Source organism: Haloarchaeobius lipolyticus, assembly GCF_051208015.1.
Lineage (GTDB): Archaea > Halobacteriota > Halobacteria > Halobacteriales > Natrialbaceae > Haloarchaeobius.
In genome coordinates this window covers 447,514-468,654 of the sequence record NZ_JBPKGF010000004.1, presented here as the reverse complement: position 1 = coordinate 468,654, position 21,141 = coordinate 447,514, and the positions used below count along the sequence as shown (strand labels likewise).

Below are 21,141 nucleotides of genomic sequence, written 5' to 3'. Positions count from 1 at the left end.
TAACACAGGGTATCGCAATGGTGGGCGTATGGACGTGGTCGTTATCGGCGGCGGTATCGTCGGACTCGCGAGTGCACACGCCCTCGCGGAGCGGGGGGCATCGGTGGTCGTCTGCGAGAAGGGAAGCATCGGCTCGGGGAGCACGGAACGCTCGGCCGGTGGCATCCGGACGCAGTTCTCGACGCCGGTCAACGTCGAACTCTCCCGCGAGAGCATCGCGGTCTGGGAGACCTTCGCGGAAGAGTTCGGGACCGACATCTCGTACCGACGGGCCGGCTATCTGTTCCTCGCTCGCGAGGCCGAGACGGCGGTAGACTTCGAGGAGAACGTCGCGATGCAACGAGACCTCGGTGTCGACAGCCGGTTGCTCGAACCGACGGAGGCCACCGAGTTCTGCCCCGAACTCGACCCGTCGAAGTTCCTGGCCGCGACGTACTGTCCGACCGACGGGTTCGCCGACCCACATCTCGCACTGCAGGGCTACTCGCAAGCAGCGACGGACGCCGGTGTCGACGTCCGAACGAAGACGCCCGTCCTCGACGTCTGTCGGTCGGAGTCGACTGGGCGGGTCACAGGAGTCGAGACGCCGGCCGGCCGGCTCGATGCGGACTACGTGGTCAATGCGGCAGGACCGTGGGCACACCGCGTGAACGAACTCGCCGGTGTCGAGCTTCCGGTCGAACCGAAGCGGCGACAGGTGGCCGTCGTCGACCCGGAGACACCCGTCCCGGAGTCGGTCCCGCTCACCATCGACCTCGACACCGGCTCGTACTTCCGCCCGGAACGGGAGGGTGCGGCACTCGTCGGCGGTCATTTCGGCGGCGACGACCCGACCGTCGACCCGGACGGGTTCTCGACGACCGCGGACGTGGACTGGATGGTGGAAGCGGTGGAACACGCCGCGGATACGGCGGGCTACTTCGGCCCTGAGACCCGGATCAAACGCGGGTGGGCGGGGCTCTACGCGGTGACCCCGGACCACCACCCCATCCTCGACGAGGTCGTCCCTGGCTATATCACGGCCATCGGCTTCTCTGGACACGGGTTCCAGCACGCGCCGGCGACGGGACAGCTCGTCACCGAACTCGCGTTCGACGGAGAAGCGTCCCTCGTCGACGTCACGCCGCTCTCCGCGAACCGGTTCGAGCGTGGAGAGACGCTGGACGAACGTAACGTCGCGTAGTGACATATCTGGAAGTATTCTTATTCTTCTCGACGAAGATTGCCAATGGTTCTCAAGATATATTATTTTCATCGGGTTTGTAAACTATTTATTCAAGAATATTTACCACCCCCTGCGAGAATGAGTCGAGTGAGCATCTGACGAGTGAAACCATGGCACGGAACATCGACGACGACGATTCGAAGACGGGGTACAGGCGCGACGTACTGAAGTACGCAGGCGTATCGGGTCTCGCGATTGGACTCGCCGGCTGTGTCGGTGTCGGGGACAATCCCGGTGAGGAGACCAGCGACGGTGGTTCTGGCGGCGGAGGCGGCGGTGGCGGCGGTGGCGGCGGTGACGAAACGGACGACTCGGACAGTAGCGAGAGCGGCGGTCCGTCGAAGGTCGTCTTCGGCCAGCCCGCCGCACTGACCGGCAAGTGGGACTTCCTCCAGCCGGCCATCTCGCAGTCGACCGACCTCGCGGTGAAGGAGATAAACGAAGCCGGGGGGATACTCGATGCGGAAGTCTCGGTCAAGCGGCGCGACACTGCGGTCGACCCGCAGCAGGCACGGAGCGTCGTCAGCCAGCTCGTGAACAGCGACGGGGCGTCCGCGATTCTCGGCCTGTTCTCGAGCGAACTGACGCCGCTGTTCGACTTCCTCAACGAGACGCAGGTCCCGGTCGTCACGCCGTGGCCCGGCACCACCTTCCTCGACACGAAGGGTGGCGACCACGGGACCGAAGACGTCGGCGACGACGAGTGGGTCTGGCGGACCGTCATCGGCGACACCGTCCACACGCTCGGGGCTGCCCAGTACATGCTCGAACAGGGCTACGACAAGATCGGCATCATGAACGGGACGAGCCAGGGCGAACGCTCCTGGGCGGACTCGTTCCAGAAGGCGTTCGAGGGCAACGGTGGTAGCGTCTCCAACCGGGTGGAGATAAGCGAAGGGAAGTCCTCGTACCAGTCGGAGCTGAACAAGCTGTTCGAGGGCGACTTCGACGCCTGGGCGCTCGCCGTCGGACTGCAGGACGCCACGACCATCGTCCGTGAGTGGGACAGCGCGGGCTACGGGGGGCAGCTCCTCATGGAGGACGGGCTGCGCGACCCCGACCTGGTGAAGGCGGTCGGCGAACAGGCGGACGGTGCGTGGATCGCCGCCGGTTCGAGTCAGGGGCCGGAGTACGACGCGTTCATCGAGAAGTTCAAGGCCGCAGGTGACGCCGACGTCCACACCTGGGGCGTCGCCGCCTACGACGCCACGAACGTCACCGCGCTCGCGATAGAGCGAGCCGGCAGTGCCGACCCGGCTGCCATCCAGAAGAACATCGGCGCGGTCGCCCGCGAGGGCGGAACCACCGTCTCGACGTTCGCAGAGGGGAAGGAGGCGCTCGCGAACGGCGACGAGATAAACTACGAGGGTGCCGCGACGCCCGTCGACTTCACCGACTTCGGCAACGTCTTCGGCAACGTCAGCGTCTCGCAGGTGACGCCCGACGGCTTCGAGGAGAAGTCGACGGTGAAGGCCGACGACCTCAAGGGTCTCATCGACGACTACTAACCCCTTCATGGCACTCCCTTTCGTTCAAGAGCTGATATTCGGAGTCGTAACTGGCTCGTACATCGCCATCGGTGCCATCGGCTTCACGATGGTGTACGGCCTCGTGAACATGATCAACTTCGCCCACGGGGAGTACATGACCGTGGGGGCGTACCTCGGCTTCGTCGCCGCCGAATCGCTCGGCCTCCCGGTAACGCTCGCGCTCGTCCCGGTCATGCTCGTGAGCGGGCTGGCGGGCTGGCTACTGGCGTGGCTCGTGTTCGAACCGCTCTCCGATACCGGCCCGATTCCGCTCCTGCTCACGTCCATCGGACTCGGCCTCATCATGCGGAACGGTATCCGCCTCGTCGCCTCGCCCGAGAAGCGCTACGTCGACCTGAACGCGCCGACCTACCGGTTCGAGGACCTCGGCTTCTTCATCACCGGCCAGCACCTGCTGCTCATCGGGGTGACCGCCGTCGCCGTCGTCGGCGTTCACCTGTTCCTCACGCGGACGAAGATGGGGAAGGCAATGCGGGCCATGTCTGACAACGAGGCGCTTGCGAAGGTCACCGGCATCCAGACGAGGCGGATGCGTGCCATCGTCTGGATACTCGCCTCGGCGTTCGCCGGACTCGCGGGCTACATGCTCGCCATCGGCCAGGGGGCGACTCCCCACACCGGCTTCAGTCAGCTCCTGCTCGTCATCACGGCCGCCATCCTGGGCGGCGCCGGCAGCGTCTACGGGGCCGTCGTTGGCGCCTACGTCCTCGGCATCACCGTCTCGCTCGCCATCGCCCTGCTGCCGTCGTGGGCCAGCGAGCTCGGGACGACGATGGCGTTCGTCATGCTGGTCCTCGTGCTGCTGGTCCGGCCGGGCGGTATCACGGGTGAGGAGGTGAGCGCCTGATGTCGAGCGATAGCATCCAGTCCACGGTGGAGACGATACGGGAGCGCGTCCCGGTCGGCACGGGCACGCTCGGCGGCCTTCTCGTCGCCGTCTCGCTCGTCTTCCTGCTGACGCCGCTGTTCGTCCAGCCGCCGGCGTGGAGCCTCACGTTCTTCGAGGACATCATCCTCTTCTTGCTGTTCGGCTTCCTCGTCGTCGGCCTCAACCTGCAGTTCGGCCACACAGGCCTCGTCAACTTCGGCCACGTGGCCTTCTTCGCGGTCGGTGGCTACGCCGCCGCGATGCTGACCGCAGAGGACCCGCTCGTCGGCGTCGGCCTCGGCTTCCCGTGGCCCGTCGGGTTGATCGGTGCGGTCGTCGCCGCGACCGTACTCGGTGCCCTCATCGGGGCGAGCACGCTCCGGCTACGCGGGGACTTCCTCGCCATCGTCACGCTCGCTATCGCGGAGATCCTCCACGACCTGCTGGGGAGCTTCCAGGGCATCACCGGCGGCGACGTGAGTCTGCAGAACGTGCCTCGGCCCATCGCGGACCTGGCCGGGACGGCCGGCGCTTCGGCGATGCTCACGACGCTGCTGTTCGGCGGGCTGTTGCTCGTCACCTACGCCGGGTTCCACCGGCTCGCCGAGTCGCCGTACGGTCGCGTCTTGCGGGCCATCCGGGCCGACGAACGCGTCACGAGCACGCTCGGGAAGAACGTCTTCGGCTACAAGTTCTGGGCGTTCGTCTACGGGGCGGCCATCGCCGGGGCGGCCGGTGCGCTGTACGCGTTCAACCTCGGCTCGGTCTCGCCCGGCTTCTTCACCATCAGCGTCACCGTCACCGTCTGGGTCGGGATGCTCGTCGGTGGGCCCGGGAACGACTGGGCCGCAATCGTCGGCGTCGGCATCATCGTCGGCTTCCGGCTGTTCACCCGCTTCCTGAACGAGCAGGTTCCGGCAGTGACCGCCGACCAGTTCGCGTCGGTCCGGCTCATCATGGTCGGCCTGCTGCTCATCCTCATCATCCGGTACCGCCCGCAGGGACTCTGGGGCGACGCCGGGAAGCTCGGGGTGGAGCGATGACGAAGAACGTCCTCGAGGTCGACGACCTCTCGAAGTCGTTCTCCGGCGTGCAGGCCGTCGCTGGCGCCAGCTTCCACATAGAGGAGGGCGAACTGGTCGGCCTCATCGGGCCGAACGGGGCCGGGAAGACGACGACGTTCGACCTCGTCTCCGGCGTACTCGACGCCGACAGCGGGACCGTCTCGCTCCGCGGCGACGACGTGACCGACCTCGCACCCCACGAACTCGCACGTCGCGGGATGGTGCGCACCTTCCAGCAGTCGCGCGAACTCACCTCGATGACCGTCCGGGAGAACATCGCACTCGGCGACCCCGGCCATCCCGGGGAGCGAGCCGCGACCGCCGTGTTCCGACCCGGTCAGGTGCAGGCGTACGAGTCGGACGTCCACGAGCGGGTCGACGAGTTGCTCGAGATGTTCGAACTGTCCCGACTCGCCGACGAGTACGCCGCGTCGCTCTCCGGCGGCCAGCGGAAGCTGCTGGAGGTGGCCCGGGCGCTCATCCTCGATCCGGACCTGATGCTGCTCGACGAACCGTTCGCCGGCGTCAACCCGACGCTCCAGGCCAGCATCGCAGAGCACATCGTCCGGCTGAACCGCGAGGAGGGCCGCAGCTTCCTCATCGTCGAACACGAGATCGAGACGCTCGCCGACATGGTCGAGCGCATCATCGTCCTCGACCAGGGTTCGGTCCTGACGACGGGGACGCCCGAGGAGGTCCTCTCCGACGAGCGCGTCATCGACGCCTACCTCGGCGGCGATCAGGAGTAATCGAGTCGGCCGGTCGAGCTGGCCTTTCTCGAATCAACTTTCTCGAACCGTTCCTTCTCGAAGGCGTCCCCTCGAATCGACCTTCTCGGACCGCCCGTCCCGCCTCAGAAGAAGTCCCGGACGTAGGTCTCTCGCGGCGGGAACAGCTCTTTCAGTGCCTCGCGAGCGGCTACGGACTCGACGGCCAGGTCGGCGGTTCGCTCCAGACGGTCGAGTCCGCGGTAGCCGACGACGAGCTGGGACAGAGCCGCGACGTCGAGGCGAACGTCTGGCTCGACGGTGTCCTTGGCGGCGGTCGGCGCACAGGTCCCGTCGCCGTCTTCGACACGGAGCGTGAACCGGCAATCGTTCCAGTCCACGAGTGGGTCGACCACTTCGAAGGTGAGTGTCGACTCGGTCCCAGCGGGATACGGAACCGTCTCGAGCGCGTCGACCACGTCGACCACGCGGACCATCGCCCCGGTCTTCTGTGTGACGGTAAGGTCCGCCGGGTCGTCGACGAGGTCGAGCAGGAGCGGGTCGGTCCCGCCGGAGATGGACACCTCCCCGACCTGCGAGTCGTGATTGTAGCAGAACCGGAGGCACTCGAGATAGGCCTCGTGGTCGACGAACCCGACCTCCCAGGCGTTCATCGTCCGCTCGTCGCCGTCCTTCCCGACCTCGTAGATGACGTAGCCGCGGACCTCACCGTCTCGCTCCCAGCCGTAGACGAACGGGTCCTGCTCCCAGCCGGAGAAACACCGGTAGCGCCACCATCGTTCGGTCCGGTCGATGGCGAGGTCCTCGTCGCCGGTCATCTCGTCGTAGACGGCGGCCACCGCCGCCCAGTCGTCAGGGTCGAGGTTCCGGAACGAGCCTCGCGGCTCGTGGTCGGCGAGGACCGGTTCCAGTACCTCGGGGTCGAACGTCACCTCGCTCCGGTGGTTCGACGTGTCCCAGCCGTACCGGTGGTAGAACCCGTACGAGAACGGCCAGAGGGCGCAGACAGGGGCGTCGCGCTCACGGTACTCGGTGAGCGAATCGACGAGCAGCTGGCGGATGTTCCCACCGCGTCGGTGTTCCGGCGGGGAGGCGACCGCCGAGAGACCCGGCATCTCGACGTCGACGCCACGGAGCGTCGTCTCGAACCAGTAGTGCTGGCAGACACAGAGTGCCTCGTCGTCCTCGAAGAGACCACGCTTGTCCCCGAGTTTGCGCTTCTCCTCGTTCACCTCCTCCGGGTCGTACTCGGGTGGTCCCGCCTGCGGGCGGAAGGCGTAGGTGACGAAGTCGTGGAACAGCTCCCGGTGGGCCTCGGAGTCGGAGAGAGGGCGGTAATCGGACATAACTCGAGACTCGCGTGGCTGTGTGAAGTAGGTTGCCCGAGTGTGGCAGGCCGTGTCGGTCGCCAGTCGGCCGGACGTCGCAGCGCGACACGGAGATAGTCCACGAGAACGACGCCGGTTACGTCGAGTGAGCGAGCCCTGGGAAAGCTGTCTTCCTACTCGCTTCCGCGACGGTCACTCACTCCCGCGACGCTCCTCCAGCTGCTCCGCGAACCACTGCCACTCCCGGGTGAACTGCCCCGTCTCCTTCAGGCCCCAGACGTCTGCTTCCTGGACGAGCGGGCCGGTCCGGAGCGAGTTGAGCATGTTGTACAGCCAGAGCATCACGCCGATACCGATGAGGTAGGCCCCAACGGTGGCGACCTGCTGGAGCGGTTCGTAGACGACGGGGTACTCGGCGTACCGGCGCGGGAGCCCGGCGTAGCCGAGCACCAGCAACGGGACGAACGTGACCGTCGCACCGACGATGCTGAGCCAGGCGTGGGCCTTCGCGAGCGTCTGGTTGTACAACCGTCCGGTCAGGAGGGGGTACCAGTAGTAGCTCGCCGCGAACATCGAGAACGGGATGATGCCGACGATGATGAGGTGGAAGTGACCGACGACGTAGTAGGTCCCGTGGAGGACGAGGTCGACGGGGATGGAAGCGAGGACGACGCCGGTCACGCCGCCGACGATGAACAGCGCGATGGAGCCGATACAGAACAGCATCGGGGCGGTGAGCCTGACCCGGCCGTTCCACATCGTCGTGATCCAGTTGAACGTCTTGACGGCGGAGGGGATGGCGATGGCGATGGAGACGGCCATGAACGACGCCTTCAGCCGGGGGTCGGGGCCGGACGCGAACATGTGGTGCGCCCAGACGCCGAAGGAGAGGACGCCGATGGCGAGCGTCGAGTAGACGATGAACCGGAAACCGAACAGCTTCCGACCCGAGAACTTCGGGAGGATGTGGCTCACGAGTCCGAACGACGGCAGGACGAGGATGTACACCTCGGGGTGGCCGAAGAACCAGAACAGGTGCTGGAACAGCATCGGGCCACCGCCGTCGGTCGTGAAGAACGTCGTGTCGACGACCCTGTCCATGAGCAGCATCAGCAGCGTGCTGCCGAGGATGGGGAACGCGAAGATGACGATGGCGCTCGTGGTGAGGAGCGTCCACGAGAAGATGTCGAGCGTGTCCCAGCCGACGCCCTCGCCTCGCTCGGTGAACACGGTGACAACGAAGTTGATAGCGGCCATCACCGTCGCGAGGCCGCTCAGGTGCAGGCCGAGCAGCATGACCGAGACCTCCGGGTTGACCTCGCCCGGAATCGCGGAGGTGTGGCTCATCGGAGTGTACATCGTCCAGCCGACCGCAGGTGGAACGAGTTCGAGCAGTCCGTGCGTCGGCAGGCCGACCGCCTGCAGTCCCTTCCCGATCACGTCGGTGACGAGGCCGGCACGGACCATCAGCAGGGACGGCGGCAGCAGCCAGAACGCGACGGCGTTGACGCGTGGGAACGCCATGTCGTCGGCGCCGATGAGCAGCGGCAGGACGTAGTTTCCGATTCCGGTGAACACCGGCGTCGCGAAGAAGAACAGCATCGTCAGGCCGTGGGTCGTGAACAGCTGGTTGTACGTCTCGACGTTCCAGACGTCGGTCTGGGCGGTGACGAGCTCGGTTCGCATCATCATCGCGTCCATCCCGCCCCAGAGAGCGGCAACGGTGCCGAAGACGAGGTACAGGATACCGATGTCCTTGTGGTCGACGGTCGTGAGCCAGCGGACGATGCCCGTCGGCTTGTTCGTCAGCCGTCCGGTTCCAGCGAGGTAGCCACCGTCCGATATCAGCCGACGATGGTGGCCGCCGACCCGGAGATGGACGACGAGGAGGGCGAGCGTCAGCGCGACCACCGCGGTGGTACCGGCGACGAGTCCCGACGCGAAGGGCGACGACATTTGGGGTACGTTCTCGGAGCGGTCAAAAATAGCTACGCCCAAGGCAGGTGGGTAAGCCGTCGTGTTCGGGCCCGCTGCTCACGTCGGCGTCGACGAGTGAGTGTACTGCCGGCCGGTGAGATGTGCGTAGACGGCGCCGAGGGTGAATCCGTACGCGAGATGTGCCAGCAGCGTCGAGACGGCGTAGACGACGAGGATCGCTCCGCCGAGCGAGCCCCGTCCCGTGACGACGAACGCGACCCAGAGCAGCGTGGCGAATCCCATCCCGGCGGTCGCGGGGTCGAGCTCGAGCGGGACGTACGCTTCGAGCGCGACGAACAGCAGGGGCCACGCGACCACGCCCGCGACCAGGAACAGTGCGAATCCGACGAACACCTGTCCGGGAACACCGGCGAACCGGGAGACGACCTCGAACAGTTCCATCTGCGTTCGCGTCTGCACCTCGAAGATGACGAAGAGGGTGGACATCACGGTGACCCCGGCGAGGCCGCCGGCGAACGCGGCGAGGGGACGCGGAACGGGGCCGTCCTCGCTCAGTGTCGCTCCCATCGTCACTCACCCGGCGGGAGTGGGACGCCCACGACCGGTCGGTCGGTCTGGAGCAGGATGGCCTGCGCGACGCTCCCGAAGATGAGCTTCTTCACCTGCGTTCGCTTCTGGTCGATACCGACGACGAGCTCGTCGACGTCCTGCTCGCTGGCGAAGCTGAGCAGGTCCGCGGTCGCGTCGTTTCCGCGGGTGAACTGGTGCATCTCGACGGTCGTCCGGTCGTCGAAGCGGTCTTCGAACACGGCGAGGGCTTCCTCTCCCGCGGCTACCTTCTCCTCGTCGCCGTCTCCCGTGAGCGAGTTGACGACGTAGAGCCGGTCGACCTGGTCGACCCGTTCCTCGAGGTAGTCACAGAGCTTGTGACTCGTCGCCGCGTCGTCTGTCCCGGCGAGCAGCGTTGTCATGCCTGCCGAGACGGACGGGAGGCTATTGAAACCGTCCCCGAGAATGTGTGGTCGTCGTCGACAAAGGAATCGGGTGCGCCCCTACTCGAGGAAGGCTTCGAACCGGTCCATCGCCTCGCGGAGGTCGTCCAGCCCGGTCGCGTATGAGACGCGCAGATGGCCTTCTCCGCTCTCGCCGAAGGCGCTTCCGGGGACGGCGGCGACGCCCTGTTCGTCGAGCAGCGACTCCGCGAACCCTTCCGAGGTGTACTCGTCCGGGACCTCCGGGAAGACGTAGAACGCACCCTTCGCCCGGAAGCAGTCGATGCCCATCTCCTCGAACCGGGAGAGGACGAACCGCCGACGGCGGTCGTACTGCGAGAGCATGTACTCGACCTCGTCGTCACAGCTCCGCAGGGCCTCCAGTGCGGCGTGCTGGGCGGTCGTCGGTGCAGACAGCATCACGTACTGGTGGACCTTGTTCATCGCTGAGACGGCCTCCGGCGGTGCCATCGCGTAGCCCAGCCGGAGCCCGGTCATCGCGTAGGCCTTCGAGAAGCCGTTGAAGACGACGGTGCGTTCGCGCATCCCGTCGAGGGTGGCGATGGACGTGTGGTCGTTCTCGTACTGGAGGTCGGCGTAGATCTCGTCGGAGATGACCGTGAGGTCGTGCTCACGGCAGAACTCGGCGATGGGTTCGAGGTCCGACTCGGTCATAACCGCTCCCGTCGGGTTGTTCGGATAACAGAGCATCAGCAGGTCGGCGTCGGCCGCGCCCGCCGATTCCAGCGCCTCGTAGGTCAGCTTGAACTCCTCTTCCTCGCGGGTCGTCACGCGAAGCGGTTCGCCGCCGGCGAAGACGACGCCCGGAACGTAGGAGATGTAGGCCGGTTCGACGACGGCGACCGTGTCGCCGGGGTTGACCAGGGCTCTGAGGGCGACGTCGACGCCCTCGCTGACCCCGGTCGTCACGAGTATCTCGGAGTCGGGGTCGTACTGCTGGTCGTACCGGTCGGCGACGTGGCGGGAGATTTCGGTGCGGAGCTCTCGCTTCCCGCGGTTGGCGGTGTAGCTCGTCCGGCCGCGTTCGAGCGACTCGATGGCCGCGTCGCGGGCGGCCCACGGCGCGGAGAAGTCCGGTTCGCCCACGCCCAGCGAGATGACGTCGTCTCGCTCCTCAGCGAGTTCGAAGAACTTGCGGATACCCGACGGTGGGACCGACCGGACCCGGTCTGAGACCTTCATCGTCACGGCGAGACCGACAGGCGCTCGTCGTCGTCGCCGTCGTCGAAGCGGACCCCGCGGTCCTTGTAGGTCGTCATCACGTAGTGCGTCACGGTCTGGGTCACCTCGGGCACCGGCGCGACCTTCTCCGAGATGAAGATGGACACGTCGTGCATCGACTCACCCTCGACCTCCATCTGGAAGTCGTAGTCGCCACTGACCAGCCGGAGCGTCCTGACCTCCGGGAAACGGGCGATGCGCTCGGCGATGTCCTGGTAGCTCGTCTCGCGGTCGAGCGTGACGTTCAGCTCGACGTTCGCACGGACGACCTCGCGGTCGGTCTTGTCCCAGTCGACGATGGCCTGGTAGCCGCGTACGACACCCTCGTCCTCGAGTGCCGCTAGCTCTGCTGCTACCGCCTCCTCGCTCAGGTCCGTCATGCGGGCGAGGTCCGCCGTCGAGTGGCGCGCGTTCTCCAGCAGCAGGTCGAGCAGGTCGTCCCGTGCACTCATACTCCAACCGAGCAGAGGGAGGCGCAAAAGCGTTGCTTCCGTGTCCGGGTTCGCCGCCAGCGACCCTCGTCACTGGTTCGGCGGTGTCAGTTCAGCGGACCGTGTGCCGGAAGTCCACGTCGTCGAACGCCGCTGGCTGGGTCCCTTCGGTCGCGTAGACGTAGAGGGCGGTCTTCGCGATGCCGGTGAGGGCCTGGCCGACCAGAACGGTCCCGAGTACCACGACGACGGCGAAGATCGCGGCGACGAGGAACCCGGCTCCGCTTCCGCCGAGGAGGGCGAACGCCCCGATGGCGAGGCCGACGCCGACGACGGTGAACAGGATACTGACCAGGCCGACGCCGAAGCCGGCACCCGCGGTCTCGCCCCAGGTCCGCTTGAACGTCTCGCCGCTGCGGCGGATGGCGTCCCCGATGGAGACGTCTTCGAAGACGACGACCGGAACGACGAAGTACGTCAGGATGCCCCAGGCGACGCTGACGAGGCCCGCGAGGATGTCGCCCACGACGGTATCGTCACCTCGGATTACCCGGAGGAGGACCCCGACGGTCGCCGCGATGACCGCCCAGGCGAACAGCGTGCCGACGTTCCGCCAGGCTGCCGCAAGCCCGTTCCGAAGCGATGGGTCGCGTCCCCTGAACGCTTCCCGCGACTCGTGCATCAGCCCCGCGGTGAAGAACGAGGCGATGAACGTCGAGCCGAGGTAGAGCGCGAACAGGACGACCCAGGCGAGCGGTCCAGACTCGGTACCGACAACGAGGGACGAGCCGCCCAGCAACAGGACGAGGTAGACGGTGCCTGCGACCCCGGCGACGAGGGGGAACGCGAGCAGTTCGGGGTCTTTCCGGAGGACACCGACGCTGTCCATCGCGAGGTGCCAGCCGAACTTCAGCCGTGCGAAGAAACTCATGTGTACCGAGAGGTCGGGTGAGGAGATAAGCCCGCAGTGAGACGGGGTGGCAGTCGGTTCGTCGAATATGGTGACGCGAGCAGCCGACCGACCCTCAGTAGTTCTTGAAGAGGTGCGCCCGGACGTCGTCTTTCGTCTGGACGTACTCGGTCGTCCCATCGGGCATGTCGACCTCGTAGCGAGCGTCCTCCTTCGACGCCTCTCGCCACTTGTCGTCGTGGGTGTCCATCAGGTTCATCATCGCGTTGAGTCGATCTTCGCCGCTATCATCACCGTCGTCGTCCGACGAGGCTTCCGATTCGTCGGACTCGCTCGATTCCGCATCTGTGTCGTCGGTGTCGTCGCCGTCGTCTGCACTCTCGGCCCAGTCGGCCTCGTCTTCCTGCGCCGGCGACGACCCGGGGGCCTCCACGTCGAGGTCCAGTTCGTCGGTGTCGTGCGTGTCGATGAGGTACTGGAGCGCGTCCCGGGGCCGGACCTTGCCGTACCGGACCTCGGCCTGGATCTCCGTGCGGAGCGATTCGAGGAACTCCCGCTGTTCCTCCGAGATGGTGAGTTCTGGCATACGCACACCGTTGTGATGATGCGTAATAAGCGTGGACGGCCAGCGCCCCGGTAGCGCGAGCCCCTGGTCCGCGAGCGAAAACGACTAACCTCGCGCGGGTTCTACCTCTTCGCATGGTTTTGCTCGAATCCGACTCCGAACTCGAGAAGGGAGACGTCGCACCGGAGTTCGACCTCCCCGGCGTCGACGGCGAGACGCACTCGCTCGACGACTTCGCCGAGTACGAGGGGCTGCTGGTCGTCTTCACCTGTAACCACTGCCCGTACGCGCAGGCGAAGTTCGACCTGCTCAACGAGCTGGCCGCCGAGTACGACGACGTGGCCGTCGTCGGCATCAACCCGAACGACGCCGAGGAGTACCCTGACGACTCGTTCGAGGCGATGCAGGAGTGGACCAAGGACGGTCGCATCCAGTACGACGCCTACCTCCGCGACGAGAGCCAGGAGGTCGCCCAGGCCTACGGCGCGGTCTGCACGCCGGACCCGTTCCTGTTCGCGCGCGAGGACGGCGAGTTCAGGCTGGTCTACCACGGCCGTCTCGACGACGCGATGAACCCCGACGCCGAGCCGACCCGGTTCCACGTCCGCGAAGCCATCGATGCACTGCTGGCCGACGAACCGGTCGACCTGGAGTGGCAGCCATCGCAGGGCTGTTCCATCAAGTGGAAAGCCGAGTAATCCCCGATTCTCCAAACTGCGTAGTAACCGAGAGGTACTTTCGATACCCCCACTCCCTTACTCCGGAACTGCCACCCTGCGGCCGGGAAAACGAGATATACTCCACGAAGCCTAATTCTACATATGCGACAATACGGGGGGTCGCGCGACTCGGGACTACGACGGGTTCTCGGTGAACTCGCCGGGTTTGCACGGACGACTATCGGGATACTGCTGTTCCCGTTCTATCTGGCGCGGTCGACGACACCGAAGGCGGTGCAGCTGGTCGTGCTCGGAGGCGTGCTCACGATGGCCGTCGTCGTGGTGCTGTTCCCGCCACTGGCACTCCTCTCGGCGCTCCTGCTGTTCGTCCTCGGCGGGACCGTCGGGGCGATGTCGGTGCAGAAGCACCACGTCGAGACAGTGACGCGGAAGAACTAGTTCGGCAGGTATCCCGACCTAGCTGGTCGGGTCGGCGGTCTGTTCTCGCAGTTCGGTTCGTCGGATCTTCCCGGTCACGGTCTTCGGCAGTTCCTCGACGAACTCGATCTCGCGCGGGTACTCGTGTGCGGACAGCTCGTTCTTCACGTGGTCCTGTATCTCGGTGACGAGCGAGTCCGACGGTTCGTAGTCGTCCGTGAGCACGACGTACGCCTTCACGATGTTGCCGCGCTCTTCGTGCGGCTTCGGGACGACGGCGGCCTCGGCGACGGCGGGGTGCTCACCGAGGCTCGACTCGACCTCGAACGGACCGATGCGGTAGCCCGCCGAGAGGATGACGTCGTCGGCGCGGCCCTCGAACCAGAAGTAGCCGTCCTCGTCGAGGTGGGCGAGGTCGCCAGATAGGTACCACCCGCCCGAAGACCTGTCTTCCGAGCCCCCGCTCGCTTCGCTCGCGGGGACGTTCACGAAGCACTCCTCCGTCTTCTCTGGCTTCTGCCAGTAGCCCGCGAAGAAACAGGGGTAGTCGCCGCGCTGGGCGATCTCTCCTGTCTCACCCGGCTCCAGCTCCTCGCCGGTCTCGGGGTCGACGACGGCCGCCTCGATGCCCGGCAGTGGCTTGCCCATGCTGCCCGGGCGGATCTCCATCGTCGGGTAGTTGTTGATTATCATGTTGCCCGTCTCGGTCTGGCCGTAGGTGTCGTGGACAGTGACGCCGAGGCGGTCCTTTGCCCACTCGACGACGCCCGCCGACAGGGGTTCGCCGATGGAGAGCGCGTGGCGGAGTTCGAGGGACTTCTCGTCGAGGACGTCTTCGTTCGCGCGGAGCATCCGGTACGCAGTGGGGACCGAGAACAGCACCGAGATGGGGTACTCGTCGAGCAGGTCGGCCCACGTCTCGGGGTCGAACTCGCCCTCGTAGGTGAACAGGCTCGCGCCCCAGAACCAGGCGCCGAGCGTGTTGATGGGCCCGGTCAGCCAGCCGAGGTCGCCCGTCGACCAGTAGAGGTCGCCGGGCTGGAGGTCGACGGCGAACCGCTGTGTCGCCGCGACGCCCGCGACCCAGCGGTGCTTGTGCTGGACGCCCTTCGCCAGGCCGGTCGTCCCGCTGGTGTAGTAGAGCAGCGCGTCGTCCTCGCCGCCGGTCTCGACGGGCTCGAACTCGCGGCTCGCGTCGGCCATCGCGGCGCGGAAGCTGATGTCGCCCCGCTCGATGCCGGTCCCATCCCGGGAGAGGACGAGTACGTGCTCGACCGACGGGGCATCCGCGAGCGCCCGGCCGATAGTCTCGCGGTTTTCCGCCGTCGTGACTACTACCTTCGCGTCGCAGTCGTCCAGCCGGTAGGCGATGCCGTCCGGGCCGAACCGTTCGTTGACGCTCCCCCACACCGCGCCAGCCTTGAGCGTCCCGAGCATCGAGACGTAGTGTTCCGGTATCCGGGGCATGTACGAGAAGACGCGGTCGCCCTCGTCGACGAGGTCCGAGAGGACGTTCGCGAACCGGTTCGAGCGGTCCCGGAGCTCCCAGAACGGAACCGTCTCCGACTCGCCGTCGGTCCCGACGTAGTAGAGGGCGACCTTCGACCGGTCCTCGGCGTGTCGGTCGCACACCTCGTGGGCGATGTTCAGTCGGTCCGGGGCGTCCCAGTCCGCCTCGGCGAAGATGTCGTCCCAGGAGAACGACTTCCTGTACTCGTCGTAACCGGGGAGATTGTGGCTGCTGGATGGCATACGGTACCGGCATACAAATCGGATGGTAATCTATGTTACCCATGGCCTGACATGCCAGGGAAACCCAGGGGCGGCAGACGACCGAAACGAGTCCCTCAGACCGCCCTTCGGTACTGCTTCGGCCACTCCACGGCGTCCTCCCGGCCCAGTTCCTCGGCGGCGTGGAGCGTGAAGTACGGGTCACGCAGGTGTTCGCGGCCGACGATTGCGAGGTCTGCCCGCCCGTTTCGAATCAGCGCGTCGGCCTGCTCGCCGGTCGTGATACCGCCGACTGCGCCGACGAGGTTCTCGGTCTGTTCCTTCACGTCTTCTGCGAAGGGAACCTGGTAGTTCGGCCCCGTGTCGGGGAGTTCCTGGTCGGGGTGGAGGCCGCCCGCGGAGACGTCGACGAGGTCGACGAGTTCCTCGAGTTCGCGGGCGAGTCGAACCGTCTGTTCGACGTCCCAGGAATCCTGCTCGGGCAGCCAGTCGGTCGCTGAGAAGCGGACGAACACGGGCTTCTCGTCGGGCCAGACCTCCCGCACGGCTTCGGTGACCTCGCGGACCAGTCGGGTCCGCCCCTCGAAGTCGCCGCCGTAGCGGTCATCGCGCCGGTTCGTCACGGGGGAGAGGAACTCGTGAAGCAGGTAGCCGTGGGCCGCGTGGACCTCGGCGATCTCGAAACCGGCGTCGAGGGCGTGCTCGGCCGCGCTCCGGAAGTCGTCGACGACCTTCTCGACCCCTTCGGTCGACAGCGTCTCGACCGACTTGTCGTCGTCGTACGGGTACGCCTCCGCGCTCGGGGACGGGGCGACCCAGCCGCCGTCGTCGGGTCCGACCGGTTCGCCGCCCTCGAACGGGGGCGCTTTCGACCCCTTGTGGCCGGCATGTGCGAGCTGGATGGCCGGGACCGAGTCTTGCTGGCTGATGAACTCGGCGATTGGCGCGAGCGTGTCGGCGTGTTCCTCGCTCCAGATACCGAGGTCGTCAGGGGAGATGCGACCCTCGGGGGAGACGGCGGTCGCTTCGGTCATGACGATGCCGGCACCCCCGACGGCGCGGCTTCCGAGGTGCTGCTGGTGCCAGGCGGTTGCGAGGCCGTCGCCGTCGCAGGAGTACTGGCACATCGGCGAGACCATCACGCGGTTCGGGACCGTCGTCTCGCGGAGCGAGAGCGGCGTGAAGAGGTCGGTCATGCGCGGGTCTTGCGTGGCAGGGGGGTTATCGCCTCCGGAGGGCTGGTGGGATTGCCGGAACGGAAACCCGGGTCGTGAACCGTCGACAGCAGCGACGCCGAAGGACGGCGCTTATCGCACTCCCCCCGCAACTCCGAGCCATGAACCTGCAGGACACCTTTGGTACGGACGCACCCGTGGTCGGGATGGTCCACCTCCCGCCGCTCCCGGGCGCGCCCCGGTTCGACGGCGACCGCGAGGAGCTACGAGAGTCGATGCTGGCCGACGCCCGGGCGCTCGATTCGGGCGGCGTCGACGCCATCATGGTCGAGAACTTCGGCGACGCACCGTTCTACCCCGACTCGGTCCCGACGCACACCGTCGCGGACATGACCGCCCTCTGTTCCGACCTCGTCGACGCAGTGAACCTCCCGGTCGGCGTCAACGTCCTCCGGAACGATGCGGAGGCGGCGCTCTCCATCGCGGCAGCGGTCGACGCGGACTTCATCAGGGTCAACGTCCATACCGGGGCGACCGTCACGGACCAGGGCCTCCTCCAGGGGAAGGCACACGAGACGATGCGCCTCCGCGACCGACTGGACGCCGACGTGGCGGTGCTCGCCGACGTCGCCGTCAAGCATGCCACACCCCTCGGCGACAGACCGATGCGCGAGGAGCTCGCAGACGCCTGCGAACGAGGGCTGGTCGACGGCGTCATCGTCTCCGGGAGCGGGACCGGCGACCCGACCTCACACGACGTACTGGAGACGGCCAGGGCCTTGCTCGACGACCGCTTCCCAACGATTCCGCTGTTCGTCGGCAGCGGGGTGACACGACAGAGCGTCGCCCAGACGCTCGAACTCGCAGACGGCGTCGTCGTCGGGACGGCGCTCAAAGTAGATGGCGAGGTGACGAACGCGGTCGACGAAGGGCGGGTTGCAGAACTGGTCGAGACCGCACGTCGGGCGCGGTAAGCGGTCGCTCGACGCGGTAAGCGGCCGCTCGACGCGAGACCTCAGTGCGACGTCGGTCGGTCACCTCGATACCATCACCTCGACAGCGCTATCGAAGAGTGGGACACCGGCTGACCGGACGGAAGAAATGTTGTTGTGCTTTTCACTCCACTGGGACGGTCGGCACCTTCTCGAACACGAGTTCGAGGACGCCGTTCGCGTATCGGGTCCGGTTCGGCTCGGTCTCGACGGTCGAGGGGAGCGAGACGGACCATTCACCAGCGTAGGGGTGAGAGACACGGAGGGAAGCAGTTCGGCCGGTACATCGGATCGCGATGTCACTCCGGTCGACACCACCCGGCACGTCGGCGACGACGTACACCTCGTTCTCCACCTGATAGACACTCCAGAGGATGCGGTCCGATAGCCAGTTACTTCCCCCGAAGCGACCCTCCAGCGCGTCGCTGAACAGTCTCTCGAACTCATCGAAGAAGGGACCCATGTCGTCCCTCCCGCCGGTATCCATACGTATGGTACGGCTTGACACAGTATAGCTTGCGCGGTTGGGAGTGACGAAAACAATAGCCCGTCACGTCCACACTACCCGGTAACCAACTCTCCCCAGACACGCGGAAGTTCGTCACTCCGTGGTCACCCCGTTACCGCTCCCGAGTCACTCGTTCAGCAACCGCCGATTCCCCACTCACTGGCTGTCGTCGACGCGCCGATTGATGTCGACGTGGTAGTACTGGAGCACGTCTCGCCCCAGCAGGATGGGGTGTTCCATGTGGCTCCGGTCTTCGACGCTCGCTTGAACCGTGTGTCGCTCGCCCCCGAGGTCGAGGACCACGTCGACCATCGGTCGGACCCGCCCCGTCTTGAGGCTGCCCGAGCGGACGCGGATGCTATCCCGGACCGGGCCAGCGCCGATCTTGGCCGCCAGCCGGGTGTCGATGCTCGTCCGGCCGGCCCCGGTGTCGGACTTCGCGTACACCGTCTCGGCCCCGCTGGTCCCGATCACCATCACCTCCTCGATGTACCCCACCGCCTTCGGGGATCGAGAATCGGCGAACTCGTCGGGAGCACACGCTGGGAGCGAATCGTCGAACTCCGTCGCGAGTTCGGCGACGAGAGCGTCGTCGACTCGCCCACCGGCCCGCTCGATGGCGAGTTTCGCGATGAACGGTGCCGGACATCGTCCGGTCGCCCGGAACAGTCCCTTGAATCCCGCGGTCGGATTCACCTCGAGGACGAACCAGCCGTCGTCACCCTGGATGAGGTCGACGCCTGCGTAGTCCAGGCCGAGGACCCGCGTGGCGTCGAGGGCGAGCGAGGCCACCTCGTCGGTGAGGGCGTCACTCGCATCCTCGACGTCGCCGCCCAGTGCCACGTTCGTCCGCCAGTCGCCGGGCGGAGCGTACCGGAACATCGCACCGATGACCTCGTCGCCGACGACGTAAACGCGCATGTCCCGGGGGCGTTCGGCATCGCTCTCGACGAACGACTGGACGAACGCCTGTTTCATGCCGACCGTCGGGGTCTTGCGCTCTTCCGTCCCGACGAGCCAGGTTCCGGCGCCGTTGGTCCCGATGGCCGTCTTGTAGACCGCTTCCGGCCCGAATTCGTCGAGAGCCTGGTTGAATCGGTCGTACGAGAGCGCCAGGAACGCGTCGGGGACCGGGATGCCCTCGTCGGCGAGGGCGAGGGCGGTCGCGTACTTGTCGAGCGCCGTCAGCGTCCTGTCCGGCGCGTTCAACGTCGGGCGAAGCCGTGCGAGCCGATTGCCGAGACACAGCTCTTCGAAGGGAGCGTCGGATTTCGAGAGGAGCAACCGGTTGCAGATGACGTCGACCGGTGGGTCGAGTTCGACCGTGCCGTCACGTATGCGTATCGCTATCGTCTCCTCGCGTATCCACTCCGCCCTGGCTCCGAGTGCTTCCACGGCGTTACAGATCGCCTTCGTCTCCTTGCTGTTGTGTAAGCTGAGGACCCCCACGGTAAGGTCGCTCGCGTCGAGGTTCATACGAAGGGTAGGACGCCCGACTATTTCAGGACGCCGTTGGGTCGAACGGGCGAAACACTCAGTCGTCGACCACTATCGGCTCGTGCAGCCGTATCTCCGTTCCGAGCAGGTCGAGGAACTGGGCCAGCCACTCCGGATGGTCGGGCCACGCCTGCGCCGTCACGAGGTTCCCGTCCGTGGTAACGCCGTCCCGCCACTCGCCACCAGCCGCCTCCACGTCGTGTTTCAGCGCTGGATACGCCGTACAACCGTAGCCTTCGACGACGCCAGCTGCGGCCAGTATCTGCATCCCGTGACAGATACAGGCGACCGGCTTGTCCGCTTCGAAGAAGTGCCGTACTGCGGACAGTACGTCGTCGTCGTTCCGGAGATACTCCGGTGCGCGACCACCGGGGATGACGAGCGCGTCGTAATCTTCGGGGTTGACGTCGGCGAACGTCGCGTTCAGCTCGAAGTCGTGGCCTCGCGTCTCCTGGTAGGTCTGGTCACCGCGGAAGTCGTGGACGGCTGTCTTCACCGTCTCTCCTTCCTCCTTCTCCGGGCAGACCGCGTAGACTTCGTGTCCGACCGCCTGTAGCGCCTGGAACGGCACCATTATCTCGTAATCTTCGACGTAGTCTCCGGCGAGTAACAGGATCTTTCTGGCAGTCATGTCTGTGACACCAAACTGATGATTCGCACGGCAAGGGGATAACTATTGGTACCAACTCACACGGGGCGTGTTCGCGGTTCGAGAACGCGGGTTCCGGCCGACCGACGCCGTCACTCCTCGACGACCGTCGCGTCGTCTGTCAGGCCATCGTCTGTCAGGGGTTCGTCGACCGCGCCGGGGCCGGCGTGAACGGGGACTAACGTGGAGACGCGCGCGTTCTCCTTGATGCGGATTCCGGCCCCGCCGACCGAAACCGGCATCAACGGGAGGTGGTCGCCGACGGTCACCGTCGGATGCGACGTTCCCCGCGCGAGCAGCTTGTTCCGTGGTTGGAGCATGAGTCGGGCGTCACCGCCGTCGACCAGGAACTCGTTGTACTGGAGGACGTACTGCCCCGCATCGAGGTTCCACCATTCGTACTCGTCGTCGGGATCGCGCTTCGTGAGTTCGTGGGGCTCGAACTCCGCTTCGGCGAGTTCGTCGCCGCCGAAGTCGATACTACCGGGCTCGACGACCTCGTGTATCGCACTGACCGTCAGGTCGATGCCGTGTTCTCGCAGCTGGGTCTCCGGGTGGACGAGTCCGTCCACTCGCTCGACGATATCCCGGGTCATGGGGGAGCGTTCGGACGCCATCCGGAAAAAACCGACGTGGCACAACCGTTTTCCC

Annotated in this window: 22 protein-coding genes; 8 read left to right on the top strand and 14 right to left on the bottom strand. The window is 66.2% G+C overall.

What is annotated here, in order from left to right; all coding sequences use genetic code 11:
* Positions 1-28 precede the first annotated feature (28 nt).
* The 5 genes from ACSC1Y_RS14720 (at position 29) to ACSC1Y_RS14700 (ending at position 5,456) form a co-directional block, all read left to right on the top strand.
* Positions 29-1,183, top strand: a complete 1,155-nt coding sequence (locus ACSC1Y_RS14720; RefSeq protein WP_435335677.1) for an NAD(P)/FAD-dependent oxidoreductase — start codon at positions 29-31, stop codon at positions 1,181-1,183.
* 152 nt (positions 1,184-1,335) lie between these two features.
* Positions 1,336-2,733, top strand: a complete 1,398-nt coding sequence (locus tag ACSC1Y_RS14715) for an ABC transporter substrate-binding protein (protein ID WP_435335676.1) — start codon at positions 1,336-1,338, stop codon at positions 2,731-2,733.
* 7 nt (positions 2,734-2,740) lie between these two features.
* Entirely contained in the window at positions 2,741-3,622 is an 882-nt protein-coding gene (locus tag ACSC1Y_RS14710) for a branched-chain amino acid ABC transporter permease (RefSeq protein ID WP_435335675.1), read from the top strand.
* Positions 3,622-4,686, top strand: a complete 1,065-nt coding sequence (locus ACSC1Y_RS14705) for a branched-chain amino acid ABC transporter permease (protein ID WP_435335674.1) — start codon at positions 3,622-3,624, stop codon at positions 4,684-4,686. The genes ACSC1Y_RS14710 and ACSC1Y_RS14705 overlap by 1 nt, the downstream gene beginning before the upstream one ends.
* Positions 4,683-5,456: an ABC transporter ATP-binding protein gene (locus tag ACSC1Y_RS14700; protein ID WP_435335673.1), complete on the top strand. Its 774-nt coding sequence runs from the start codon at positions 4,683-4,685 to the stop codon at positions 5,454-5,456. The genes ACSC1Y_RS14705 and ACSC1Y_RS14700 overlap by 4 nt, the downstream gene beginning before the upstream one ends.
* Positions 5,457-5,560: 104 nt before the next feature.
* On the opposite strand, the gene ACSC1Y_RS14695 is transcribed toward ACSC1Y_RS14700, so the two are convergent.
* From ACSC1Y_RS14695 to ACSC1Y_RS14660, 8 genes are all read right to left on the bottom strand, one after another.
* Positions 5,561-6,781 (bottom strand): GNAT family N-acetyltransferase, encoded by a 1,221-nt coding sequence (locus tag ACSC1Y_RS14695; RefSeq protein WP_435335672.1) that lies wholly within the window; start codon positions 6,779-6,781, stop codon positions 5,561-5,563.
* A gap of 174 nt (positions 6,782-6,955) precedes the next feature.
* Complete coding sequence (locus ACSC1Y_RS14690; RefSeq protein ID WP_435335671.1) at positions 6,956-8,719, bottom strand: cbb3-type cytochrome c oxidase subunit I; 1,764 nt, start codon at positions 8,717-8,719, stop codon at positions 6,956-6,958.
* A 78-nt stretch (positions 8,720-8,797) separates the two neighbouring features.
* Positions 8,798-9,268, bottom strand: coding sequence for a DUF6789 family protein (locus ACSC1Y_RS14685; RefSeq protein WP_435335670.1), 471 nt, complete (start codon positions 9,266-9,268; stop codon positions 8,798-8,800).
* Between the two features lie 2 nt (positions 9,269-9,270).
* A complete protein-coding gene (locus ACSC1Y_RS14680; RefSeq protein WP_435335669.1) occupies positions 9,271-9,672 on the bottom strand; it encodes a universal stress protein in 402 nt (133 codons plus the stop codon).
* An 81-nt stretch (positions 9,673-9,753) separates the two neighbouring features.
* A complete protein-coding gene (locus ACSC1Y_RS14675) occupies positions 9,754-10,896 on the bottom strand; it encodes a pyridoxal phosphate-dependent aminotransferase (RefSeq protein WP_435335668.1) in 1,143 nt (380 codons plus the stop codon).
* Positions 10,897-10,898: 2 nt separating this feature from the next.
* The gene (locus ACSC1Y_RS14670) at positions 10,899-11,387 is read right to left on the bottom strand and encodes an Lrp/AsnC family transcriptional regulator (RefSeq protein ID WP_435335667.1); all 489 of its coding nucleotides are present in this window, start codon (positions 11,385-11,387) and stop codon (positions 10,899-10,901) included.
* Positions 11,388-11,478: 91 nt separating this feature from the next.
* Positions 11,479-12,297 (bottom strand): DUF6159 family protein, encoded by an 819-nt coding sequence (locus ACSC1Y_RS14665; RefSeq protein WP_435335666.1) that lies wholly within the window; start codon positions 12,295-12,297, stop codon positions 11,479-11,481.
* 94 nt (positions 12,298-12,391) lie between these two features.
* Positions 12,392-12,862 carry a hypothetical protein gene (locus tag ACSC1Y_RS14660; RefSeq protein ID WP_435335665.1) on the bottom strand — a complete coding sequence of 157 codons (471 nt, stop codon included), beginning with the start codon at positions 12,860-12,862 and terminating at the stop codon, positions 12,392-12,394.
* A 113-nt stretch (positions 12,863-12,975) separates the two neighbouring features.
* Here ACSC1Y_RS14660 and ACSC1Y_RS14655 point away from each other — a divergent pair, with 113 nt between their 5' ends.
* Positions 12,976-13,539, top strand: a complete 564-nt coding sequence (locus tag ACSC1Y_RS14655) for a thioredoxin family protein (protein ID WP_435335663.1) — start codon at positions 12,976-12,978, stop codon at positions 13,537-13,539.
* 123 nt (positions 13,540-13,662) lie between these two features.
* Positions 13,663-13,959, top strand: a complete 297-nt coding sequence (locus tag ACSC1Y_RS14650; protein ID WP_435335662.1) for a hypothetical protein — start codon at positions 13,663-13,665, stop codon at positions 13,957-13,959.
* Positions 13,960-13,977: 18 nt separating this feature from the next.
* On the opposite strand, the gene ACSC1Y_RS14645 is transcribed toward ACSC1Y_RS14650, so the two are convergent.
* Positions 13,978-15,690, bottom strand: a complete 1,713-nt coding sequence (locus ACSC1Y_RS14645; protein WP_435335661.1) for an acetate--CoA ligase — start codon at positions 15,688-15,690, stop codon at positions 13,978-13,980.
* A 95-nt stretch (positions 15,691-15,785) separates the two neighbouring features.
* Positions 15,786-16,865, bottom strand: a complete 1,080-nt coding sequence (locus ACSC1Y_RS14640) for an NADH:flavin oxidoreductase/NADH oxidase (protein WP_435335660.1) — start codon at positions 16,863-16,865, stop codon at positions 15,786-15,788.
* A gap of 140 nt (positions 16,866-17,005) precedes the next feature.
* Here ACSC1Y_RS14640 and ACSC1Y_RS14635 point away from each other — a divergent pair, with 140 nt between their 5' ends.
* Positions 17,006-17,818 carry a BtpA/SgcQ family protein gene (locus ACSC1Y_RS14635; protein ID WP_435335659.1) on the top strand — a complete coding sequence of 271 codons (813 nt, stop codon included), beginning with the start codon at positions 17,006-17,008 and terminating at the stop codon, positions 17,816-17,818.
* A 142-nt stretch (positions 17,819-17,960) separates the two neighbouring features.
* Here the strand turns inward: ACSC1Y_RS14635 and ACSC1Y_RS14630 are convergent, their stop codons facing one another.
* The 4 genes from ACSC1Y_RS14630 to ACSC1Y_RS14615 all read right to left on the bottom strand — a co-directional run bounded on the left by ACSC1Y_RS14630 (position 17,961) and on the right by ACSC1Y_RS14615 (position 21,086).
* Positions 17,961-18,299, bottom strand: a complete 339-nt coding sequence (locus ACSC1Y_RS14630; RefSeq protein WP_435335658.1) for an Hsp20/alpha crystallin family protein — start codon at positions 18,297-18,299, stop codon at positions 17,961-17,963.
* 201 nt (positions 18,300-18,500) lie between these two features.
* Positions 18,501-19,820, bottom strand: coding sequence for a RimK family alpha-L-glutamate ligase (locus ACSC1Y_RS14625; protein WP_435335657.1), 1,320 nt, complete (start codon positions 19,818-19,820; stop codon positions 18,501-18,503).
* 58 nt (positions 19,821-19,878) lie between these two features.
* Positions 19,879-20,472, bottom strand: coding sequence for a DJ-1/PfpI family protein (locus ACSC1Y_RS14620; RefSeq protein WP_435335656.1), 594 nt, complete (start codon positions 20,470-20,472; stop codon positions 19,879-19,881).
* Positions 20,473-20,582: 110 nt separating this feature from the next.
* Positions 20,583-21,086 (bottom strand): dCTP deaminase/dUTPase family protein, encoded by a 504-nt coding sequence (locus ACSC1Y_RS14615; protein WP_435335655.1) that lies wholly within the window; start codon positions 21,084-21,086, stop codon positions 20,583-20,585.
* Positions 21,087-21,141: the final 55 nt, after the last annotated feature.

Coding starts and splice junctions, on each gene's coding strand:
- ACSC1Y_RS14720 (WP_435335677.1), top strand. CDS start 29: ATGGACGTGGTCGTTATCGGCGGCGGTATCGTCGGACTCGCGAGTGCA.
- ACSC1Y_RS14715 (WP_435335676.1), top strand. CDS start 1,336: ATGGCACGGAACATCGACGACGACGATTCGAAGACGGGGTACAGGCGC.
- ACSC1Y_RS14710 (WP_435335675.1), top strand. CDS start 2,741: ATGGCACTCCCTTTCGTTCAAGAGCTGATATTCGGAGTCGTAACTGGC.
- ACSC1Y_RS14705 (WP_435335674.1), top strand. CDS start 3,622: ATGTCGAGCGATAGCATCCAGTCCACGGTGGAGACGATACGGGAGCGC.
- ACSC1Y_RS14700 (WP_435335673.1), top strand. CDS start 4,683: ATGACGAAGAACGTCCTCGAGGTCGACGACCTCTCGAAGTCGTTCTCC.
- ACSC1Y_RS14695 (WP_435335672.1), bottom strand. CDS start 6,781: ATGTCCGATTACCGCCCTCTCTCCGACTCCGAGGCCCACCGGGAGCTG.
- ACSC1Y_RS14690 (WP_435335671.1), bottom strand. CDS start 8,719: ATGTCGTCGCCCTTCGCGTCGGGACTCGTCGCCGGTACCACCGCGGTG.
- ACSC1Y_RS14685 (WP_435335670.1), bottom strand. CDS start 9,268: ATGGGAGCGACACTGAGCGAGGACGGCCCCGTTCCGCGTCCCCTCGCC.
- ACSC1Y_RS14680 (WP_435335669.1), bottom strand. CDS start 9,672: ATGACAACGCTGCTCGCCGGGACAGACGACGCGGCGACGAGTCACAAG.
- ACSC1Y_RS14675 (WP_435335668.1), bottom strand. CDS start 10,896: ATGAAGGTCTCAGACCGGGTCCGGTCGGTCCCACCGTCGGGTATCCGC.
- ACSC1Y_RS14670 (WP_435335667.1), bottom strand. CDS start 11,387: ATGAGTGCACGGGACGACCTGCTCGACCTGCTGCTGGAGAACGCGCGC.
- ACSC1Y_RS14665 (WP_435335666.1), bottom strand. CDS start 12,297: ATGAGTTTCTTCGCACGGCTGAAGTTCGGCTGGCACCTCGCGATGGAC.
- ACSC1Y_RS14660 (WP_435335665.1), bottom strand. CDS start 12,862: ATGCCAGAACTCACCATCTCGGAGGAACAGCGGGAGTTCCTCGAATCG.
- ACSC1Y_RS14655 (WP_435335663.1), top strand. CDS start 12,976: ATGGTTTTGCTCGAATCCGACTCCGAACTCGAGAAGGGAGACGTCGCA.
- ACSC1Y_RS14650 (WP_435335662.1), top strand. CDS start 13,663: ATGCGACAATACGGGGGGTCGCGCGACTCGGGACTACGACGGGTTCTC.
- ACSC1Y_RS14645 (WP_435335661.1), bottom strand. CDS start 15,690: ATGCCATCCAGCAGCCACAATCTCCCCGGTTACGACGAGTACAGGAAG.
- ACSC1Y_RS14640 (WP_435335660.1), bottom strand. CDS start 16,865: ATGACCGACCTCTTCACGCCGCTCTCGCTCCGCGAGACGACGGTCCCG.
- ACSC1Y_RS14635 (WP_435335659.1), top strand. CDS start 17,006: ATGAACCTGCAGGACACCTTTGGTACGGACGCACCCGTGGTCGGGATG.
- ACSC1Y_RS14630 (WP_435335658.1), bottom strand. CDS start 18,299: ATGGGTCCCTTCTTCGATGAGTTCGAGAGACTGTTCAGCGACGCGCTG.
- ACSC1Y_RS14625 (WP_435335657.1), bottom strand. CDS start 19,820: ATGAACCTCGACGCGAGCGACCTTACCGTGGGGGTCCTCAGCTTACAC.
- ACSC1Y_RS14620 (WP_435335656.1), bottom strand. CDS start 20,472: ATGACTGCCAGAAAGATCCTGTTACTCGCCGGAGACTACGTCGAAGAT.
- ACSC1Y_RS14615 (WP_435335655.1), bottom strand. CDS start 21,086: ATGACCCGGGATATCGTCGAGCGAGTGGACGGACTCGTCCACCCGGAG.